19 protein-coding genes are annotated in these 20,349 nt (G+C 75.8%); 9 read left to right on the top strand and 10 right to left on the bottom strand.

Features of this window, described 5'->3' with window-relative positions; genetic code table 11:
* Positions 1-40: 40 nt before the first annotated feature.
* Both ACQP2P_RS29530 and ACQP2P_RS29535 read right to left on the bottom strand, forming a co-directional pair.
* Positions 41-517: a hypothetical protein gene (locus ACQP2P_RS29530; RefSeq protein ID WP_433606244.1), complete on the bottom strand. Its 477-nt coding sequence runs from the start codon at positions 515-517 to the stop codon at positions 41-43.
* Positions 518-560: 43 nt separating this feature from the next.
* On the bottom strand, positions 561-1,427 hold the full coding sequence (locus ACQP2P_RS29535; protein WP_433606245.1) for a helix-turn-helix transcriptional regulator: 867 nt from the start codon (positions 1,425-1,427) through the stop codon (positions 561-563).
* A gap of 131 nt (positions 1,428-1,558) precedes the next feature.
* Here ACQP2P_RS29535 and ACQP2P_RS29540 point away from each other — a divergent pair, with 131 nt between their 5' ends.
* The gene (locus ACQP2P_RS29540) at positions 1,559-2,602 is read left to right on the top strand and encodes an NAD(P)-dependent alcohol dehydrogenase (RefSeq protein ID WP_433606247.1); all 1,044 of its coding nucleotides are present in this window, start codon (positions 1,559-1,561) and stop codon (positions 2,600-2,602) included.
* Between the two features lie 194 nt (positions 2,603-2,796).
* Here ACQP2P_RS29540 and ACQP2P_RS29545 read toward each other — a convergent pair whose 3' ends face one another.
* A complete protein-coding gene (locus ACQP2P_RS29545) occupies positions 2,797-3,819 on the bottom strand; it encodes an aldo/keto reductase (RefSeq protein WP_433606249.1) in 1,023 nt (340 codons plus the stop codon).
* 121 nt (positions 3,820-3,940) lie between these two features.
* On the opposite strand from ACQP2P_RS29545, the gene ACQP2P_RS29550 reads away from it, so the two are divergent.
* Positions 3,941-4,492 (top strand): TetR/AcrR family transcriptional regulator, encoded by a 552-nt coding sequence (locus ACQP2P_RS29550; protein WP_433606251.1) that lies wholly within the window; start codon positions 3,941-3,943, stop codon positions 4,490-4,492.
* A 34-nt stretch (positions 4,493-4,526) separates the two neighbouring features.
* Here ACQP2P_RS29550 and ACQP2P_RS29555 read toward each other — a convergent pair whose 3' ends face one another.
* The 3 genes from ACQP2P_RS29555 to ACQP2P_RS29565 all read right to left on the bottom strand — a co-directional run bounded on the left by ACQP2P_RS29555 (position 4,527) and on the right by ACQP2P_RS29565 (position 6,701).
* Positions 4,527-4,871 (bottom strand): cupin domain-containing protein, encoded by a 345-nt coding sequence (locus ACQP2P_RS29555; protein ID WP_433606253.1) that lies wholly within the window; start codon positions 4,869-4,871, stop codon positions 4,527-4,529.
* Between the two features lie 87 nt (positions 4,872-4,958).
* On the bottom strand, positions 4,959-5,633 hold the full coding sequence (locus ACQP2P_RS29560) for a uridylate kinase (RefSeq protein WP_433606255.1): 675 nt from the start codon (positions 5,631-5,633) through the stop codon (positions 4,959-4,961).
* Positions 5,634-5,984: 351 nt separating this feature from the next.
* On the bottom strand, positions 5,985-6,701 hold the full coding sequence (locus ACQP2P_RS29565; RefSeq protein ID WP_433606257.1) for an IclR family transcriptional regulator: 717 nt from the start codon (positions 6,699-6,701) through the stop codon (positions 5,985-5,987).
* 53 nt (positions 6,702-6,754) lie between these two features.
* On the opposite strand from ACQP2P_RS29565, the gene ACQP2P_RS29570 reads away from it, so the two are divergent.
* Positions 6,755-7,498, top strand: a complete 744-nt coding sequence (locus tag ACQP2P_RS29570; protein WP_433606259.1) for an SDR family oxidoreductase — start codon at positions 6,755-6,757, stop codon at positions 7,496-7,498.
* 7 nt (positions 7,499-7,505) lie between these two features.
* Here the strand turns inward: ACQP2P_RS29570 and ACQP2P_RS29575 are convergent, their stop codons facing one another.
* From ACQP2P_RS29575 to ACQP2P_RS29585, 3 genes are read right to left on the bottom strand one after another with little or no spacing between them, the layout of a single operon-like run.
* The gene (locus ACQP2P_RS29575) at positions 7,506-8,309 is read right to left on the bottom strand and encodes an SRPBCC family protein (RefSeq protein WP_433606261.1); all 804 of its coding nucleotides are present in this window, start codon (positions 8,307-8,309) and stop codon (positions 7,506-7,508) included.
* Positions 8,306-8,638, bottom strand: a complete 333-nt coding sequence (locus tag ACQP2P_RS29580) for an ArsR/SmtB family transcription factor (protein WP_433606263.1) — start codon at positions 8,636-8,638, stop codon at positions 8,306-8,308. The genes ACQP2P_RS29575 and ACQP2P_RS29580 overlap by 4 nt, the downstream gene beginning before the upstream one ends.
* Before the next feature lie 58 nt (positions 8,639-8,696).
* On the bottom strand, positions 8,697-11,867 hold the full coding sequence (locus tag ACQP2P_RS29585; protein ID WP_433606265.1) for a heavy metal translocating P-type ATPase: 3,171 nt from the start codon (positions 11,865-11,867) through the stop codon (positions 8,697-8,699).
* Positions 11,868-11,953: 86 nt separating this feature from the next.
* On the opposite strand from ACQP2P_RS29585, the gene ACQP2P_RS29590 reads away from it, so the two are divergent.
* From ACQP2P_RS29590 to ACQP2P_RS29600, 3 genes are read left to right on the top strand one after another with little or no spacing between them, the layout of a single operon-like run.
* Positions 11,954-12,151 (top strand): heavy-metal-associated domain-containing protein, encoded by a 198-nt coding sequence (locus ACQP2P_RS29590; RefSeq protein WP_433606267.1) that lies wholly within the window; start codon positions 11,954-11,956, stop codon positions 12,149-12,151.
* Positions 12,152-12,158: 7 nt separating this feature from the next.
* Complete coding sequence (locus tag ACQP2P_RS29595; protein WP_433606269.1) at positions 12,159-13,193, top strand: flavin-containing monooxygenase; 1,035 nt, start codon at positions 12,159-12,161, stop codon at positions 13,191-13,193.
* Between the two features lie 11 nt (positions 13,194-13,204).
* Positions 13,205-15,991: a BTAD domain-containing putative transcriptional regulator gene (locus ACQP2P_RS29600; protein ID WP_433606271.1), complete on the top strand. Its 2,787-nt coding sequence runs from the start codon at positions 13,205-13,207 to the stop codon at positions 15,989-15,991.
* Here the strand turns inward: ACQP2P_RS29600 and ACQP2P_RS29605 are convergent.
* Positions 15,978-16,154, bottom strand: coding sequence for a hypothetical protein (locus ACQP2P_RS29605; RefSeq protein WP_433606273.1), 177 nt, complete (start codon positions 16,152-16,154; stop codon positions 15,978-15,980). The two genes, ACQP2P_RS29600 and ACQP2P_RS29605, sit on opposite strands and share 14 nt — an antisense overlap.
* A gap of 85 nt (positions 16,155-16,239) precedes the next feature.
* Between ACQP2P_RS29605 and ACQP2P_RS29610 the strand changes: the two genes are divergently transcribed.
* The 3 genes from ACQP2P_RS29610 to ACQP2P_RS29620 are packed head-to-tail and all read left to right on the top strand — an operon-like array spanning position 16,240 to position 20,344.
* Positions 16,240-16,989 carry an ABC transporter ATP-binding protein gene (locus ACQP2P_RS29610; protein WP_433606275.1) on the top strand — a complete coding sequence of 250 codons (750 nt, stop codon included), beginning with the start codon at positions 16,240-16,242 and terminating at the stop codon, positions 16,987-16,989.
* 5 nt (positions 16,990-16,994) lie between these two features.
* Complete coding sequence (locus ACQP2P_RS29615) at positions 16,995-19,538, top strand: FtsX-like permease family protein (protein ID WP_433606277.1); 2,544 nt, start codon at positions 16,995-16,997, stop codon at positions 19,536-19,538.
* A 50-nt stretch (positions 19,539-19,588) separates the two neighbouring features.
* Positions 19,589-20,344: a sulfite exporter TauE/SafE family protein gene (locus ACQP2P_RS29620; protein WP_433606279.1), complete on the top strand. Its 756-nt coding sequence runs from the start codon at positions 19,589-19,591 to the stop codon at positions 20,342-20,344.
* The last annotated feature ends 5 nt before the right edge of the window (positions 20,345-20,349 follow it).

Raw genomic sequence — 20,349 nt, forward strand, 5'->3', positions numbered from 1 at the left:
GGACACGGTGCCGTCCCGGGATCTGCGGGGCGGCACCGTGTCACATGTTCGCCAGCGCGGCCGCGAACACCGCCGCCGACGCCGCGAGCAGGCCGCCCAGCGTGCCCCCCATGAGCAGCAGGGCCGGCCGCATGCGCAGCCACTGGCGCAGCACCAGGTACACGCCCGCGGCGCCGAGCACCGCCATGACCGCGAGGTACGACACGAACACGAAGCTGCCGCAGGTCAGCAGGGCGCCGAGCAGCGCGGCCGGCCCGGCCTTCGCGCCGCCGAGGTCGCGCAGCAGGGTCAGGTAGGCCACGGCGCCGGCGAACAGCGCGACGACGATCAGCGTGCCCGGGAACCAGACGTGGGCGAAGAGCAGCATGAGCGCGAACGCCGCGACGACGCCGGCCGCCGTGCCCGCGCCGGCCGTCAGGGCCCGGGCCGGTCCGAGCGGCCGCCGCAGCACCAGCGCGGCGACCCCGCCGGCGTAGACGGCGATCAGGCCGATGAGCAGCGCCAGGGCGATATCCATGCGCGTGATGGTAGGTGGCCGGTGCCGGTCCGCGGGGCGACCTTCACGGCATCTCCACGAGATCCGACGGCGCCGCCCAGGACGCGAGCAGCGCGAGCGCGTGCGCGGTCGGCGAGTCGGGCTCGGCGGCGTAGATGGTCAGCGTCAGGCCCGGGTCGGCCTGCAGGTCCATGCTCTCGTAGGCGAGCGCGAGGTCGCCCACGACGTGATGGTGGAAGTGCTTGACCCCGGCGCCGTGGATGCGCACGTTGTGCGCGCCCCAGCGGCGGCGGAACTCGTCGCTGCGGGTCGACAGCTCGCCGACCAGGTCCTGCAGGCCCTTGTCGTGCGGGTCGATGCCGGCCGCCGTGCGAAGGTTGGCCACGCTCATGTCGGCGAAGCGGCTCCAGTCCGGGTAGAAGCGGCGGGCCGCGCTGTCGAGGAACGTGAACCGCGCCAGGTTCGGCGGGGTCGCCGGGTCGGCGTACAGGTCGCTGTGCATCGCGCGGCCGAGATGGTTCGCGGCGAGCAGGTCGGCGCGGTTGTTGACCACGATCGCGGGCGTCGTGATGGCGTCCAGCGCCCACTGCAGGCTCGGGCGCACCCCCCGCTGCTTGGGCCGCCGGCTCGGCCGCAGCAGCGCGCCGCCGCCGTTGGCCTCCTGCGCGAGGCGCATCAGGTGGGCCCGCTCGACGTCGTCGAGCTGCAGCACGCGGGCGATCGCCTCCAGGACGCCGGCCGAGACCCCGGCCAGCGAGCCGCGCTCGACCTTCGCGTAGTACTCGACGCTCATCCCGGCCAGCGCGGCGACCTCGCTGCGGCGCAGCCCGGGCACCCGGCGCTGCCCGCCGGCCGGCAACCCGGCCTGCTCCGGCGTGATCCGGGCCCGCCGGGTCGTGAGGAACTCGCGCACCTCGACTCGGTTGTTCACCCCTCGAAGGTACGGCGCGCCACCACGCCCTGGGGTGTACCGCTGGTACACCTCTCGCTGGAAACTCCCGCGAACCCGCCCGGCAGGGTTGACTGGACACCGGCACCTGAACGTCTGCACCGGAGGACACCTTGCTCACCGTCAACGCCATCGCCGCGACCTCGGCCACCGACCCGCTCGTGCGCACCACGATCGAGCGGCGCGACCTCGGGCCGCGCGACGTGCTCATCGAGATCCGCTACGCCGGCATCTGTCATTCCGACATCCACACGGTCCGCGGCGAGTGGGGCACGGTGCCCTACCCGCTGACCGTCGGGCACGAGATCGTCGGCCGGGTCGCCGAGGTGGGTGCCGAGGTCAGCCGGCACGCCGTCGGGGACCGGGTCGGGGTGGGCTGCATGGTCAACTCCTGCCGCGAGTGCGAGAACTGCCGGGACGGACAGGAGCAGTACTGCCTCAAGGGCAACGTCGGCACCTACGGCAGCATCGACCGTGACGGCACCGTCACGCAGGGCGGCTACTCCACGCACGTCGTCGTCGACGAGGACTTCGTGCTGCGGGTGCCCGAGGCGATCCCGTACGAGGCCGCGGCCCCGCTGCTGTGCGCCGGCATCACCACGTACTCGCCGCTGGCCCACTGGAACGCCGGCCCGGGCACGAAGGTCGCCGTGGTGGGCCTCGGCGGGCTCGGCCACATGGCCGTGAAGATCGCCGTCGCGATGGGGGCCGAGGTCACGGTACTGTCGCAGACCCTCGGCAAGAAGGACGACGGACTCTCCTTCGGCGCCGGCGACTACCAGGCCACCAGCGACCCGGCCACCTTCGAGGCGCTCAAGAACCGGTTCGACCTGATCATCAACACGGTCAGCGCCCCGATCGACATGGCCGCCTACCTGGGCCTGCTGCGCCTCAACGGCACCCTGGTCAGCGTCGGCGCCCCGCCGCAGCCGCTCGAGGTGCCGGTGTTCGCGCTGTTCAGCAACCGGCGCACGTTCGCCGGCTCCAGCATCGGCGGCATCGCCGAGACGCAGGAGATGCTGGACTTCTGCGCCGAGCGCGGGATCGCCCCCGAGGTCGAGGTCATCGGCGCCGACGCGGTCAACGAGGCCTACGAGCGGGTGCTCGCCTCCGACGTGCGGTACCGCTTCGTCATCGACGTCGACACCCTGCGCTGAGCCGGACGGCCCCGCACGCCCGGCGTGCGGGGCCTCCCCCGTCCCGCCGCCCGCGCCGCACGGCACGTGCTCAGGGGCCACAACGGCCATATGTCACGATGCCGGCCGTGCGGCTGTGCCCGGCCGAGTGGCTGGCCGGCCTCGGGGCCGACCTGTTCGACGCGGTGCCCGATGTCCGCCGCGCTTGAGGGCGCTCAGGCCGCGCAGCGCTCGGCGAGCGGGCGGCGGCGCAGCTGCGGGGTCTGCAGGGGCGGCGGGACGTAGGCCTGGTCGACCGCGCTCACGTCGGTGCCGGGCGGGACGATCTCGTCGATGCGGTCCAGCACGTCGTCGGTCAGGGCGACCTCCAGTCCGGCCAGCAGGTCGTCGAGCTGGGCCTCGGTGCGGGCGCCGAGCAGGGCGCTGGTCACGCCGGGGTGCGCGATCGTGAAGGCCATCGCGAGGTGGGTCATCGGCAGGCCCGCCTCCGCGGCGAGCGGGATGAGCCGCTCGACGACGTCGAGGCGGCGCTCGTCGGTGAGGTGCTTGAAGAAGCGGGCGCGGCTCAGGTCGTTCTCGCCGCCCTTGCGCACGCGGCCGGTCAGCAGGCCCTGGCCCAGCGGGCCCCAGACGAGGGTGCCGAGGCCGAAGCGCTGGGCGACCGGCAGCACCTCGCGCTCGATGCCACGGTTCAGCAGGGAGTACACCGGCTGCTCGGTGCGCAACCGCGGCAGTCCCCGGCGTTCGGCGACCCACTGGGCCTCGACGATCTCCGACGGCGGCAGGCCGGAGGTGCCGATCGCCCGCACCTTGCCGCTGTGGATCAGGTCCGACAGCGCCGACAGCGTCTCCTCGATGTCGGTGGACGGGTCGGGGCGGTGGACCTGGTACAGGTCGATGTGGTCGGTCCGCAGCCGGCGCAGGGAGTGCTCGACCGCCCGCATGATCCAGCGCCGCGAGCCGCCCTGGTGGTTCGGGTCCTCGCCGGTCGGGCGCGCGAACTTCGTGGCGAGCACGACGTCGTCACGCCGGCCTCGCAGCGCCTTGCCGACGACCTCCTCCGAGTCGCCGTACGCGTCGGCGGTGTCGATGAAGTTGATGCCCGCGTCGAGCGCCTTGTGCAGGACCCGGGCCGAGTCGGCGGGATCGGCGTTGCCGACGGACGTGGCGAACATGAGCGTGCCGAGCGCGTACGGGCTGACCTTGATGCCCGTCCGTCCGAGGGTGCGGTACTGCATGGCGGTCTCCTGCCGTATGGTGAACTGGAAAGCTCTTCCGCTTCACCATACGGAAAGCCTTTCCGTTTCCGCAACGGCACCTCGCGACCGAGATTTTCCGCGACAGAACAGGAGCACCCTGGTGTCCAGCCCGCGGCGCGCCGACGCCCGGCGCAACCTCGAGGCCCTGCTCGAGGCCGCGAAGATCGTGCTGGCCGAGTCGGGCGTCGACGCACCCGCGAAGGAGATCACCGACCGGGCCGGCGTCGGCGTCGGCACGCTCTACCGCCACTTCCCGCAGCGCTCGGACCTGGTCATCGCCGTGCTCGAGCACGAGATCGACGCGTGCGCCGCGGCGGGCGCGCAGCTGAGCGCGGCCGAGCCGCCCGCCGCGGCCCTCGCGTCGTGGGTGCGGCGCTACACCGAGCTCGTCGCGACCAAGGCCGGGCTCGCCTCGGCCCTGCAGGCCGGCGACGCGGCCCACCACCACCTGCGGGTGTACTTCTACGAGCGCATGGCCCCGGTGCTGGAGTCGCTCATCGAGACCGCGGCGCGGGCGGGCGAGATCCGCCCCGACGTGCGCGCCGTGGACATCCTGCACGCGGTCGCCCTGCTGTGCCAGCCGGTGCCGGGCGAGGAGCCCGGCTACGGCCGCCGCCTGGTCGACGTGTTCCTGTCCGGCCTGCGGCCCTGACCGGCGCCGGCGCTACCGCGGCCGGACGGTGGCGCTACTGCGGCCGGACGATGTCGACGGAGATCTCCACGGCCGGCACCGTTCCCCGGTTCTCCAGCCAGTGCCGCGTGTGCCGGTCCTCGGGCCAGCCCGGCCCCGGCCCGTAGTCCGTCGTGCCGCCGTCGCGATGGTCGGTGATCGTGCCCTGCAGGACGTAGACGGTGCCCGGCCGCCCCTGGTGATCGTGCAACGGGCCGAAGACGCCACCCGGCGCGATCGTCACCATGCGCATGCGGAGCTGGTGCCCCGCCAGCCCCTCGATCTCGTCGGTGAGGTCGACCGTCGCCAGGACCTCCACCGTGACGCCGCCGGTCTCCGGGGCCTTCGCATCGGCGCTCATCGCCCGCTCCCTTCCGCACGTCAGAGGCTGCCGAGGCCGAGGATAAGCCCGCGGCCGCCGAATCCGAGACGCCCGGAGCGTCGCGTTTCAGCGTGTGCGGGTCGCCCAGACCGGCCGCTGCGGCTCGTCGTTGTGCACGATGACGTCAGCGTGGTCGGCCGGGCGGACCGTGGCGAAGTAGAGCCGCTGGGCGGGGATGTACCGCTCGCGCCAGCGTCGTTCGACGTCGGCCCGGGACGACACCCGGCGCGCCCGGATCACGGCACGGTCCACGGTCTTCTCGAGCTCGGTCGACACGAGGACGCGCAGGTCCCACCGGTCGTTCAGTTCCGGGCGCATGAGGAAGACGCCGTCGAAGATCAGCACGGCGTCGGCGGGGGCGGTCGCGACCGGCGCGGACAGCGTGGTGTCCGTCGCGTGGTCGTAGACCGCGGGCCGGAAGTGCCGATCCCCGCCCGGGCCGAGCGGATCGAGCAGGACCCGGGTCAGCCCGTCGTAGTCGTGGGCGTCGAAGTAGCAGCCTTCGGCCGAGAACTCGCCGCGCCGATAGCGCCGCGCCCGGGGGAACAGGAAGTCGTCGATCGTCGCGCGGATGACGTGCCGGCCCTGGGCGCGCAGGGCGACGGCCAGCTCGTCGGCGAGCGTGGTCTTGCCCGCGGCGGGCGGCCCGTCGACGGCGACCCGCGTCGGGTGCGCGACGGTCACGGCCCCGACCGCCGCGGCCAGCCGGCCCAGCAACTCCTCGCGCGTCCCCCGGTCCATGCCTGCCCCCTGCGCCGTTGTCGAGCCGACCATCCGCGTCGGAGCGAGTCTCACCGAGGGAGGATCGTCGCGCGGGCCGAGCGGGCCGATGGGGCCGGTGGGGCCGCAACGTCATGGAGACCGGCATCCACGGGGGAAGATGCCGGTCTCGCCAAGAAGATTAGCCCGAGTCGGCGCCGTTGCGCCAGACCCGATTTTCGGTTCAGGCCCGGCGCAACCGCTCGTAGCGGGACCGGTTGCGCTCGTCATCCCGCAGGCCCGTGTCGCTCCCGTAGAGCAGCGCGCCCGGGGCGAGGACCCGGTGCGTGTGAGCACCGCGAGGAGCGGGCTGGCGAGCGCCCATGCCGAGCCCTATCGCAGCCGGGATTCGATCATGCGCGCGACGACGAGCAGGGCGTGGGCGGCGCGCGGGACGTCCAGCGAGTCCTCGGGGCCGGCCAGGGTCACGGCGGCCAGGGGGCGGCCCGCGACACGGACGGGGGCGGCGACGCCGAGCATGCCCGGCTGGAACTCGCCGCGGTCGACGGCGTAGCCGCGGCGGCGGGTCGCGCGCAGGTCGGCGGCGAGGCGGGCACGGTCGGTGATGGTGGCCGGGGTGCGGGCGGGCAGCGGGAGGTGTTCGGCGGCCTCGGGCGGGCCGAAGGCCAGCAGCGCCTTGCCGGCCCCGGTGCAGTGCGGCGGGAACCGTCCGGCGATGCGGGTGTCGAGCCGGGGGCGGCGGTGGGAGTCGACCTTGAGCAGGTAGATCACCGCGTCGCCGTCGAGCGCGGCGAGCTGGGCCGTCCAGCCGAAGGCGCCGTGCAGGTCGACGAGGTACGGGCGGGCGACGTCGAGCAGGCTGACCCCGGACTCGCCGGCGAGGGTGCCGAGCTCGAACAGCCGCAGGCCCAGGCGCAGCCCCGCGGGCGACTCGGCGAGCAGGCGCTGCTCGAGCAGGGTGGCCACGATCCGGTTGGCCGTCGCCTGGGGCAGGCCGGCCGCGCGGGCGAGGTCGCGGCGGCCGATGGCGCCCGCGCCGGCCACGGCGTCGAGCAGCGCCAGGACCCGGCCGATCATCGTGTGACTCACTCAGTGATTCTGGACCTCGCCGCCGGCCGCGGGTACTCGTACGGTCACCATCCATGCAGGCTGTCTACGTCATCACCGGCGGGACCCGCGGGATCGGCGCGGCCGTGGCCCGCCGGCTCGCCGGGGTGCCCGGCCGGGGGCTCATCCTCGGGTACCGCGGCAACGTCGAACGCGCCGAAGCGCTGGTCGCGCAGCTGCACCGGGCGGACAGCCCGGTGCGGGCGGTCGCCTGCGACGTCGGCGACCCGGCCGGGGCCGGCGAGCTGTTCGCGGCCGCGGACGCGCTGGGCCCGCTGGCCGGCCTGGTCAACAGCGCCGGGGTGCTCGAGCGGCAGTGCGCGTTCGAGGAGATCACGGCCGAGCGGTGGGCGCGGGTCCTCGCGGTGAACGTCGTCGGGCTGGCCCTGTGCTGCCGGGAGGCCGTGATCCGGATGCGCGGCAGCGACCGGCCCGACCGGGCGATCGTGAACATCTCGTCGAAGGCGGCGCAGCTGGGGGCGCCGGGCGAATACGTCGACTACGCCGCGAGCAAGGCCGCGGTGGACACGCTCACCCGGGGGCTGGCGCTGGAGGTGGCGAGGTACGGCATCCGCGTCACCAGCGTCCGCCCGGGCATCATCGACACCGAGATCCACGCGAGCGGGGGCGAGCCGGGCCGCGCCCACCGCCTGGGCCCGGACCAGCCGCTGGGCCGCGCCGGCACGGCCGAGGACGTGGCGGGCGCGGTGGCGTGGCTGCTCTCCCCCGACGCCGCCTACGTGACGGGCACGACGATCGACGTGACCGGGGGCCGCTGAGCGCCGCTCAGGCGTCGGACGCGGCGGCCTCGCGGGCGACGCGGGCGACCGCGCCACCCCACTGCTCGACGGCCGCGGCGAGCTCGGGTTCGCCGGTGCCGCCGGCCTCCAGCACCAGCCGCGCACCGTGTCCGGTGCCGGGGCCGAGCGTCAGGCGCACGCCCGGGCACGCGAACGCCGTGGCGGCGTCGGCCTCGGTGACGGTGCCGAATCGCTGGAACGGCTCCCCCACGCCGGGCGCGTCGCCGTCGAAGAAGAGGCTCCACGCCCGCTCGGCCGGGCAGGTCAGCTGGCGCTCGAAGCGCACGAGCCAGCCGGCCGCGTCGCGGGTGACCCGCGGGCGGTCGAGGCCGAAGCGGCGCACCAGCTCCTCGTGGCGGGCCACGGCGCGTCCGGGCGGCGGCGGGGGCTCATCGGACAGCACCGCCGACAGCGCCCGCAGGCAGGTCTCCCATCCGGACGCGAAGCTGGCGGCGCCGGCCCGGTCGTCGAAGTGGTGCACGAGCGTGAAGCGGGTGCCGGAGCCCTCGGGCACCAGGCGGAACTCGAAGCGCTGGCCGCCCCACAGGAAGTCGAGGCGGTGCGGCGGTTCGACGGCGAGCACCTCCCCCTCGGAGCCGCCGTCGCCGAGGTCGCCGAAGCGGATCCGGCCCCCCGGCCGCAGGTCGAAGTGGGCGGCGGTGGGGAACCAGTGCTCCAGGTGCTCCGGCGTGGTCACCGCCCGCCAGACCCGCTCGATCGGATGGTCATAGACACGCATCACCTGCACCGCCGGTCGCGGCCCGGTCTCGACGAACTCGGGTTCGGTCATGATCGTGGCTCTCCTGCTTCCTCGTCGCGCATCGCGTCGAGCCGGTCACCGAGCCGGTCGAGGCGGTGCTCCCACATCCAGCGGTACGGCTCCAGCCATTGCGCGACCTCGATGAGCGGTTCGGCGCGCAGCTCGTACCACCGCCGCTGCGCATCGGCGCGCACGCTCACGAACCCGGCGTCGCGCAGCACGCGCAGGTGCTTGGACATGATCGGCTGACTGACCCCGAGCCCGTCGGCGAGCTCGCTCACCGACCGCGGCCCGAGCCGCAGCCGCTCGATGATCTCCCGCCGCGCGGGCAGTGACAGCACCTCGAAGACCGACAGCACCCCTTGAACATACCCTCAGCGGTATATACCGTCAACGGCACAGACCCGGGCGGAGCCATCACGACGCCGCCACGGTGAACGTCGTCGTGATGACGCGGCCGTCGGGGAGGCGGAACTGGCCCCACAGGCGGTACAGGCCGGGGCGCGGAAAGTCCGCGTGCATCCGCAGCTCGGGTCCGAAGGTGGCGCCGGGCAGCGCGTAGACCGTCCGGCCCCCGTCGTCCACCGCCTCGGCGTGCTCGTGGGCGAAGCCGGAGCCGTCCAACGGCATGACGACCACGTGGCCCGCGGCGGCCAGGTACGGCCGCAGCCCGGTGAGCGGCTCACCCGTGGCCGTGTCGGCGAACCAGTAGCTGAGCCGGCTCGGCGCGCCGACGGTCGCGGCGCCGGCCAGGATCACCTGAACGCCGTCGACGACCTGGTCGCGGGGTGAGGCCGCGGGCGCGGGTCCGGCGGGCGCCCCGGACGGGTCGCCGACGACGATCTCGTGCCGCTCGACGAGGTCGCTCATGGCCCCCTTGCGGCGGAACTCGGTGTGCACGAGGTAGCGGCCGGCGGTCGGGAACGTCACGCGCACCGCGAACGCGCCGGGGCGGCCGGTCGGCTCCGGGTGGACGTGCGCGAACGTGCCGAGGTCCGCGCGGGTGGCGATGAAGTGCATCCAGGCCTCGTGGCTGCGGCCGACGTCGCCGATCGGGCGGCCGGTCGCGGCGTCGGTGACCCGGATGCCGACGGTCGCGGGCTCGCCGGGCACGATGCCGGCGGGCACGTCGAGCGTGACCCGCACGCCGTCGTCCTCGGCGGGCCGGGGCTCGATGTCGGCGTCCATCATGACGCTCATCGGCGGCCGCATCGGCATGCCGGTGCCCTGCGTCCAGGCCAGCACGCCGTTCATGCCGCGGCGGGCGGCGGCGGTGTGGCTCAGGCCGGTGAGCCCGGCGCCGACGGCGACGGCCAGGGCCGCGACGCCGGCCAGGTACCCGAGATCGGCGAGCCGGGCACCGAGCCGGGGCCGCAGCCGCGCGGCGGTGACGGGACGGCGGAACCGGCGCAGCCGCAGCGCGTTGGTGACGACGCTGACCGAGCTCATCGCCATCGCGGCGGCGGCGAGGGACGGGTCGAGCAGGGTGCCGTTCAGGGGGTACAGCACGCCGGCGGCCACCGGGATGAGCAGGACGTTGTAGGCGAACGCCCAGCCGAGCCCCTGCTTGATCGTGGCGACGGTGCGGCGGGACAGCGCGATCGCGGTCACGATGCCGCGCAGGTCGCCGCCGACGAGCGTGATGTCGGAGGCGGCGATGGCCACGTCGGTGCCGGTGCCGATGGCGACGCCCAGATCGGCCCGGGCCAGCGCGGGGGCGTCGTTGATGCCGTCGCCGACCATCGCGACCACGGCGCCGTCGCGCTGGAGGGCCTCGACGTGCGCGGCCTTGCCGTCGGGGCGCACCCCGGCGACGACCCGCTCGATGCCGACCCGGCCCGCGACGACCTCGGCGGTGCGCCGCTCGTCGCCGGTCAGCATCCAGACGTCCAGGCCGAGGTCGCGCAGCTGCGCGACGGCGGCCGCCGCCTCGGGCCGCACCGTGTCGGCGACCCCGATCAGGCCCGCGAGCTCGCCGTCGAGGGCGGCGTAGACCGCGGTCCCGCCCGCGCCGGCGACCTCGGCCGCCGCCGCGGCCAGCGGATCGGTGGACACACCGTGGCGGTCGAGGTGGGCGGCGTTGCCGATGACGACGTCGCGGCCGCCGGCCCGGGCCCGGATGCCGTGGCCGGGCACGGCCTCGAACGCGTCGAGCAGCGGCAGCGCCAGGCCGCGGTCGCGGGCGTGCGCGACGATCGCCTCGCCGACCGGGTGCTCGGAGCCGGCCTCCGCGGCGGCGGCACACGCGAGCAGGTCCCCGGGGTCGGTGCCGGGCCGCGCCACGACGGTCGTGACGGCGGGCCGGCCAAGGGTCAGGGTGCCGGTCTTGTCGAGCACGACGGTGGTGACCCGCCGGGCCCGCTCGAGGGCCTCGCCGCCGCCGATGAGGATGCCGAGCTCGGCCGCCTTCCCGGTGCCGACCATGATCGCCGTCGGCGTGGCCAGCCCGAGCGCGCAGGGGCAGGCGACGATGAGCACGGCGACGGCGGCGCCGAGGCCGGCGGTGAGCGAGCCGGCGACGGCCCAGACCGCGAAGGTGAGCACCGCCAGCGCGATCACGGCGGGCACGAACCAGCCGGAGACGCGGTCGACGAGCCGCTGCATCGGCGCCTTGCCGGCCTGGGCGTCCTCGACGAGACGGACGATCTGGGCCAGGGTCGTGTCGCGGCCGACGGCGGTGGCCCGCATGACCACGGCGCCGGTGCGGTTGACCGTGGCGCCGATGAGCACGTCGCCGACGGCCTTCGCCGCGGGCAGGCTCTCCCCCGTGAGCATGCTCTCGTCGACGCTGGAGGCGCCCTCGGTGACCACGCCGTCGACGGGCACCCGCTCACCGGGGCGGACCCGGACCAGCTCACCGACGGCGACAGACTCGACGGGGACGTCGAGCTCCTCGCCGCCGCGCAGCACTCGGGCGGTGCGGGGCTGCAGCCCGACCAGGGTCCGGATCGCCGCCGCGGTCTGCCGCCGCGCCCGGGCCTCGAGCCACCGCCCGGCGAGGACGAGGGCGGTGACGAGGACGGAGATCTCGAAGTACACGTGCAGCGGCAGGCCCCATCGTTCGGCCTGGGCGGGCCAGAGGGTCACGAAGGCGCTGTAGCCGTAGGCGACCGTCGTGCCGAGGACCACGAGGGTGTTCATGTCGACCGCGCGGTGCCGGGCGGCCGCCCACGCCGCGGCGTAGAAGGGCCGGGCGGGCCCGATCTGCACGACCGTCGCGACGACGAACAGCAGCGGCATGAGCCAGTCCATCGCGTCGAGCGGCAGCGGGACGTACATCAGGGTCATCATGGCGAGGCCGGCGGCAAGGGTCGTGATCCACGTCCGTTTGCGCGGATCCCGCTCCACCGGTTCCGCGGCCATGGCCTCGGGCCGGGACATGGCGGCGGCCCGGTACCCGGCACGGCCCACCGCGGCGGCCAGCGCGGCGGGCGTCACGCGAGACGGGTCGAAGGTGATGGTCGCGCGCTCGGTGGCAAGGTTGACGGTGGCCGTACCGACGCCATCGACCCGCAGCAGAGCCTTCTCGACGCGTCCCACGCACGACGCACAGGTCATGCCGCCGATCTCCAGGGTGCAGTTCTCCATGCGCCGGACGATCCCGGGCCGCGCTGTCCGCCCCCTGCCCGCGTGCGGACAGCGGCCGGACAGCGGCCCCTCGCAAGCTGGCCGGCATGAACGAGATCATGCTGAACGTCCCCGGTATCACCTGCGGCCACTGCGTCGCCGCCATCACCGCCTCCGTCGGCCGCGTGCCCGGCGTCACCGAGGTCCGTGTCGACGTCGCCGCGAAGACCGTCCGGACCCTCGGCACCGCCGATCCCGCCGCGGTGCGTGCCGCGATCGACGACGCCGGCTACGAGACGGTGTGAGGCCGCGATGCTCGACGTGGTGATCGTCGGCGGTGGCCAGGCCGGGCTCGCGCTGGCCTGGCACCTGCGCCGGGCCGGGCGCGAGTTCGCCGTGCTCGACGCGCACGCCCGGGTCGGCGACGCGTGGCGGCGGCGATGGGACTCGCTGCGGCTGTTCACGCCCAACCGGTTCAACGCCCTGCCCGGCCTGCCGTTCCCCGGCGACCCGGACGCCCATCCCACCAAGGACGATGTCGCCGACTATCTGCAGGCGTACGCGGACCGCTTCGACCTGCCGGTGCGCCTCGACAGCCCGGTGAGCGCGGTCCGGCCCGAGCCGGGCGGCGGGTTCACGGTGCGGACCCCGGGCCGCACCTACGCGGCCCGGCGGGTCGTCGTGGCCGCGGGGGCGTTCCACACCCCGCACGTCCCCGCGTTCGCCGACCGGCTCGCGCCGCAGGTCGTGCAGGTGCACAGCAGCCGGTACCGCAACCCCGCCCAGGTGCCCGGCGCGGACGTCGTCGTGGTCGGGGCCGGCAACACCGGGGTCCAGATCGCGCAGGAGCTCGCCGCGGCCGGCCGCCGGGTCGCCCTGTCGGTCGCGGCGATCGGCCCGGCCATGCCGCAGCGCTGGCTCGGCCGCGACATCTTCTGGTGGTTCTCGCGCCTCGGCACGATGGGCCTCGGACCCCACAGCCCGCTGGGCCGCCGCATCCGGGCCGCCAACCCGATCATCGGTACCGACGTGCGCGCCCTGCTGCGGCAGGTGGACCGGCTCGACCGGGTCACCGGCGCCGAGGGCCGCAACGTCCTGCTCGCCGACGGCTCGGCCCGGCCGGTCGACGCCGTCGTGTGGGCGACCGGATTCCGGCCGCACTACCCGTGGCTGGAGGTGCCCGTGCTCGACGGCACGGGTGCCCCGGTGCACCGCCACGGCGTGACCGACTGGCCCGGCCTGTTCTTCCTCGGCCTGCCGTGGCAGCGCACCCGCGGCTCCGCGGTGCTCGGCTGGGTCGGGCGCGACGCGGCTCGGCTCGGCGACCGGCTCCTGCGCGGCGATTAGCATGATCCCCCGTGACGCTGGACAGCACCGAGGTCGTCTTCCGCCTGCTCGGGCCGGTCGAGGTCCGCCTGCCGGGGCGGCCGCCGGTCGCGCTGGCGCCGTCGGTGCGCCCGCTGCTGGCCCGGCTCGTCCTCGCCGCGGGCCGGGTGGTCTCCGTCGACACCCTGACCGACGCGCTCTGGGGCGAGGACCTGCCCGTCGACGTGGCCAACGCCCTGCAGACGCGGGTGTCGAAGCTGCGGCGGGCGCTCGGCGAGGAGGGCGACCGGCTGCTCACCCGCGCCCCCGGCTACAGGCTCGCGGTGCCGCCCGAGTCCGTCGACGTCCACCGGTTCGAGGCGGCCCTCGGGCGGGCCCGCGCGGCCCGGGACGCCGGCGACCCGGCCGCCGCCGAGCACGCGCTCGACGAGGCGCTGGCCTGGTGGCGCGGGCCGGCGCTGGCCGACGTCGGCGACGCCGAGTGGGCCGGGCGGGAGCGGCACCGGCTGGAGGAGCTGCGGCTCGGCGCCGTCGAGGACCGCCTCGAGCTGCTGACCGCGACCGGCCGGCCCGGCGGCGCCGTCGCCGACCTGGAGCGGCTCGCGGCCGAGCACCCGCTGCGGGAGCGCCCGGCCCGGCTGCTCATGCTCGCCCTCCACGGCGCCGGGCGGCAGGCCGACGCGCTCGCCGTGCACCGGGCGCTGCGGCAGCGGCTCGCCGACGAGCTCGGCATCGATCCCTCCCCCGAGCTGGAGGCGCTCGCCGGGGCCATCCTGCGCCACGAGGTGCCGGACCGCCCCGCGGCAGTGTCCGTGCCGATGCCCGTGCGGACCGGGCCGGCGCTGCCGGCCCGGCTCACCTCGCTGCTCGGCCGGGACGACGATCTCGCCCTCGTGCTCGACCAGCTGCGCACGGCCCGGGTCGTCACGCTGGTCGGGCCCGGCGGCGTCGGCAAGACCACCCTCGCCGTCGAGGCCGCCCGCCACCTGGCCGCCGACGGTGAGGTCCGGCTCGTCCGGCTCGCCGCGCTGCCGCCCGGCACCGAGATCGCCGAGTCCGTGGCCGTGCAGTTCGGGGTCCCGGACGGGGACGCCCTCGCCGGTCACCTGGCCGACGCCCGCATGCTGCTCGTCGTCGACAACTGCGAGCACGTCGTCGACAGCGCCGCCGCGCTCGTGGACCGGATCGTGCAGGCCGCCCCGGGGGTGCGGGTGCTGGCGACCAGCCGGGAGGCGCTCGCCGTCACCGGCGAGGTGCAGGTGCCCCTCGCGCCGCTGGACCTGCCGTCGGCGACCCGGCTCTTCGCCGACCGGGCGCGGGCCGTGCGCCCCGGCTTCGCGCTCGACGCCGGCACCACGCCCGCGGTCGAGGCCATCTGCCGCTCGCTCGACGGCATCCCGCTCGCCGTCGAGCTGGCCGCGGCCCGGGTCAAGGCGCTGCCGCCGGCCGAGATCGCTGAACGCCTCGACGACCGGTTCGCCCTGCTGACCGGCGGTCCCCGCACCGCCGAGGCCCGGCACCGCACGCTGCGGGCCGCGCTCGACTGGAGCCACGACCTGCTGCCGGAGCCGGAGCGGGTGCTGCTGCGCCGGCTGGCGGTGTTCCGGGGCGGCTGGGACCTGGCCGCGGCCGAGGACGTGGGCGCGTTCGGGGCCATCGGGGCCGGCGACGTGCTGGATCTGCTGCTGCGCCTGGTCGACCGCTCGCTGGTGGTGCCCGACCCGGCCACCGGGCGGTTCCGGTTGCTCGCCACGGTGCTCGAGTACGCCGCCGACCGCCTCGCCGAGGCCGGCGAGACGGGCACCTGCCGCGACCGGCACCTCGGCCACTACACCCGGCTCGCCGAGCGGTTCGGACCGTCCGTGCGCTCCGCCGCGCGCGCCTGGCAGCGGCTGCGCGAGGACGCCGACAACCTGCGCGCCGCGGTCGAGCGGGCCCTGGAACTGGCGCCCGGGGACCTGAGGGCGGGGATGCGCCTCGTGGAGGCGCTCATGCCGTACTGGAACTACGGCGTGCGGTACGAGGGCGTCCGGGCGCTGACGGTGCTGCTCGCCACCGGCGACCCGCCACCCGCCGAGCGGGCGAGGCTGCTGCAGGGCGTTGGCCTGCTCGGGGTGTACTACCCCACCGCCGAGTCCCGGGCCGCGGCCCGGACCAGCCTCGCGCTGTTCGAGCAGATCGGAGACGCGGGCAACGCCGCGATCTCCCGGCTCGTCGTGGCCTGGGAGGGGCAGTACATCGGCGACCCCGAACACCACCGGGCCCTCGTGCGCCGCAGCCGCGACGAGATCGGCGACGCCTACGGGCTGGCCGCGGCGGAGTACCTCGAGGCCATGCTGGACCTGCGCATCGGCGACTTCGACACCGCGGTGACCCGGTGGCGCGGCGCCGAGTCGCGCTTCCTCGACGCCGGCGACTCGATGATGGCCGAGGCGGCCGCGGCGCACCTCGGCGTCGCGCTCTTCGGTGCCGGGCGGCCCGGCGAGGCGGAGCGGGTGCTGGTGCGGGTCGTCGATCGGTCGCGCCGGCTGCAGGCGCCGCACGGGCTCGCGTTCGCCCTCGTGCACCTCGCCCATGCCCGGCTCGACGCGGGCGACCCGGCCGCCGCGGCCCCGCTGCTCGCCGAGGCCGACGCGGTCGCCCGGCAGGCCCGTAACCCCCGCTGCCAGGCGTGGGCGGCGTGGGGCCGGGCCCGGATCGCCCGCGCGGACGGCGACGAGGCGACGGCCGCCGCGGAGGGCCGCCGGGCGCTGGACCTGCTCGGCGAGCACGAGTTCCCGTGGGCGCTGAAGAAGCTGCGGGCGTTCACGGCTCCCTGACCGCGGCCAGCAGCGCCGCCCGGCCGGCCGCGCCCACCGCGCGCAGCCGGCCGCAGTCCCCGCACAGCTCCAGCGACACCACCCCGGGCAGGTCCCGCACCCGGGCGCTGATCCGCCGTACGCAGCGCCGGCAGACCGGCCCGCCGATCATCACCGTCGTCACCCGGGCAGCCTCCCGCAAGCCGCTGTCCGCCCGCTGTCCGCGCCGCGCCAGGGGCCGGACAGCGCCGGGCCGCACGCTGCCGGGCATGCAACCAGACCTGGCCGCACAGGCCCAGAACCTCGTCAAGATCTACGGCCGCGGCGACACCGCCGTCCGGGCGCTCGACGGTGCCAGCGTGGCGATCACCGCCGGCAGCTTCACGGCCGTCATGGGCCCGTCGGGCTCCGGCAAGTCGACGCTCATGCACGCCCTCGCCGGCCTCGACACCGTCGACTCCGGCCGGGTCCTGCTCGGCGGCACCGACCTGACCGCGCTCGACGAGCGCCGCCGCACCCTGCTGCGCCGGGAACGGCTTGGCTTCGTGTTCCAGGGATTCAACCTGATCCCGGCCCTGAGCGCCGCGGAGAACATCGGCCTGCCGCTCGCCCTGGCCGGCCGCCCGGTCGAGCGGGCCTGGTTCGACGAGCTCGTCGCCACCCTCGGGCTCGCCGACCGGCTGCACCACCGCCCGGCCGAGCTCTCCGGCGGCCAGCAGCAGCGGGTCGCGGTGGCCCGGGCCCTCATCGCCCGGCCCGACATCGTCTTCGCCGACGAGCCCACCGGCAACCTCGACTCCCGCAGTGGCGAGGCCCTGCTGGCGTTCCTGGGCCACGCCGCGCGGGACCTCGGCCAGACGATCGTCATGGTGACCCACGACCCGCGGGCCGCCGCCCACGCGGACCGGGTCGTCTTCCTCGCCGACGGCCGGGTGGTGGACGAGCTCGGCGAGCCGACCGCCGACGCGGTCCTGTGCCGCATGACGCGCCTGGACGCGCCGGCGCGGGCGGGGCGGTGACCGCGATGTGGCGCGTGACCCTGCGCAACGCCGTCGCCCACCCGGCCCGGCTCGCGCTCACATTGCTCGCCGTGGCCCTCGGCATCATGTTCGTCACCGGCACCCTCGTGCTCACCGACACGTCCGGCCGTGCGCTGGACGCCCAGTTCCGCACCGCCGCCGCCGGCACCGACCTGACCGTCCGGCGCGCCACCGCGTTCGACGACGCGATGGGCGTCGAGGTCGAGCGCGACCCGCTCCCGGCCGCGACCCTCGAGCGCGTCCGCGCGGTGCCCGGCGTCGCCGACGCCCAGCCGGCCGCCCGGGGCCAGGCGCTGCTCACCGCCGGCGGGCGCACCCTCGTGCCGTCCGGGGCGTCGCTGCTGCGCTCGTGGACGCCGGAGCCGTTCAACGCGTTCGCCGTGCGCACCGGCCGCCCGCCGCTGACCGCCGCCGAGGTCGTGCTCGACGCGGCCACCGCGCGCGAGTACCACGTCGCGCTCGGCGACACGGTGACCGTGCAGGCCGCGTCGACCGCCGCGCTGCGGGTCGTGGGGCTCGCCTGGTTCGGCGACCGGCCCGGCCTGCCGGACACGACGGTCGCGCTGGTCACCCTGCCGGCCGCGCAGCGACTGCTCGGGCTCGGCGACGGCGTGCCGGAGATCGCCGTCGCCGTTGCCGAGGGCGCGACGGTGGCGCAGGTGCGCCAGCGCCTCGCGGAGCGGCTGGGCGCCGACGCCGAGGTCGTCACCGGCCAGGACGTGGCCGCAGCGAGCGCGGCGGCGGCCAAGGGCCAGGTCGGGTACCTGCGCGCGATGCTCCTCGCGCTGGCTGGCGCCGCCCTGCTCGTCGGCGGGTTCCTCATCGCCAACACGTTCGCCGTCGTCGTCGGCCAGCGCACCCGCGAGCTGGCGGTGCTGCGGGCCGCGGGGGCCACCGGGCGTCAGCTGCTCGCCTCGGTGCTCGGCGAGGCCGCGCTCATCGGCGCCGCCGCCTCGGCCGCGGGCATCGGGCTCGGCGTCGCCGCCGCGGCCGGGCTGCGCGCGCTCGCGGGACGGGTGGGCGTACCCCTGCCGGACGGCGACCTCGTCCTGCTCCCCCGCACCGTGGCCGCCGCGGCCGTCATCGGCGTCGTGATCACCGTCGCCGCCGCCGTCGCGCCCGCCCGCCGGGCCGCACGGATCGCGCCCGTCGAGGCCATGCGCGAGGCCATGCTCGAGGCCCGGACCGGCCCGGCGACGAACCGCGCCCGCGCGCTGGGCGGGGCGCTCGTCACCCTCGCCGGCGCGGCGGCCCTCGGGGTGGTCCTGGCCGGGCGCGGGTCGCTCGGCCTGCTCGGCGCCGGGGCGCTCGTCACCGTCGGCGGCCTGACGCTGCTCGGCCCGGCGATCGCCCCCGTCCTGGCCCGGGTCACCGGACGGCCGCTGGACCTCGCCGGCGTGCCGGGCCGCCTCGCCCGGCAGAGCGCCGCCCGCGCGCCCCGGCGCACCGCCGCGACCGCGATGGCCCTGGCCCTCGGCCTGACGCTGATCGGCTTCGTGGCCGTTGTCGGCACGTCGGTCCGGTCCGCGATCCGCCAGTCCTACGGGGAGACCATCACCGCCGACTACGTCATCGAGAGCAGTCGCAACGAGATGCTCGGCGGTCTGCCGCCGGACGTGCAGCACCATGTCGCGGCGCTGGACGAGGTCGCGGTGGCGTCGCGGCTGCGGTACGGCCACTGGAAGGACGGCACCATGACCAGCGCCCTGACCGCGGTCGACCCCGCGACCCTGCCCCGGGTCACGTCCCTGCACCTGGTCGCGGGCCGGCTCGACGCGCTGGCCGGCGGCGGCGTCATCCTGGCCGAGCGGGTCGCCCGCGGGCGCGGCCTCACCGTCGGCGACACGCTGCCGATGACGTTCGCGCGCACCGGCGAGCAGCGCCTGCCGGTCGCCGGGCTGCTGCGGGACGCGGACGCGCAGGCGCTGTCGACCGACTACATCATCGGCCTGGACACCTACGCCCGCCTGTACGCCGAGGACGTCGACGCGAGCGTCTTCGTCCGGCTCGCCGACGGGGCGGACCCGGCCGCCGCCCGGCGCGCGATCGAGGCGGCGCTGGCCGGCACGCCCACCGCCCAGCTGCGCGACCAGGCCGAGGCGGTGGCCGGCCGGACCCGCGGCGTCGACGAGATCCTCGGCGTGACCACGGCTTTGCTGCTGTTCACCGTGGCCATCGCGCTGCTGGGTATCACGAACACCCTTGCCCTGTCGATCGTCGAGCGGACCCGCGAGATCGGCCTGCTACGGGCCATCGGCATGAGCCGGACGCAGCTGCGCTGGATGGTGCGGGGCGAGGCGGTGCTCGTAGCCGTGCTGGCGGTGGTCATCGGCGTGGCCCTCGGGCTCGGCTTCGGGGCCGGCGCGGTGACCGCCCTCGGCTCGAGCACCCCGCTCGCGGTGGAGGTGCCGTTCGGGCGGCTCGCGCTGATCGTGGCGGTCGCGACCGTGGCCGGGCTCGTCGCCGGCCTGCTGCCCGCGCGCCGGGCCGCCCGGCTGGACGTGCTGGACGCCATCAGCCGGGCCTGACGCGGATCCGGGGGCGGGCCGCCCGCCCCCGGATCCGGCATGATGATCGTGTGAACCCCGGTGAGGCCCTGCTCCTGCTCGGCGGCGGCCTCCTGGCCGGCACCGTCAACGCGATCGCGGGCGGCGGCTCCCTGATCACCTTCCCGCTGCTCGTGGGCCTGGGCCTGCCCGGCGTGGCCGCGAACGTCACCAACGCGCTCTCGGTGGCGCCCGGCTACGCCGCCAGCGCGGTCGGCAGCCGCCCGGAGCTCGAGGGCCAGGCGCGCCGCATCCGCGCCATCCTGCCGACGATCGTCGCGGGCACCCTGTGCGGCAGCGCCCTGCTGCTGTTCACCCCGCACGAGGTCTTCGACGTCGTCGTGCCGTTCCTGCTGCTGGGCGCCGCGGCGATGATGGCCTTCCAGAACCGGCTGCGAGCCCTGGCCGGCCACCCGCACGACATCTCGCCACGGCGGGCCGCGGTGCAGACCCAGCTGTCGGTCTTCGGCTGCGGCCTCTACGGCGGCTACTTCAACGCCGCCATGGGCGTCCTGCTCATCGCGTTTCTGGCCTTGGTACTGCCCGAGCCCCTCCGCCGCCTCAACGCCCTCAAGAACGTGTTCTCGGCCGTCGTCGGCGTGACCACGGTGCTGCTCTACAGCGTCTTCGGCCCGGTGAACTGGGCCGTGGTGGCGATCCTGGCCCCGGCCACGATCGCCGGCGGCTACCTGGGCGCGCGCGTGGCCCGCCGCCTCCCGGGCGAGGTGCTGCGCTGGATCATCGTCGTCTTCGCCACGACGGTGGCGGTGATCCTCTTCGTCACGTGAGCGGC

Source organism: Dactylosporangium sp. CA-139114 (genome assembly GCF_050955725.1).
Lineage (GTDB): Bacteria > Actinomycetota > Actinomycetes > Mycobacteriales > Micromonosporaceae > Dactylosporangium.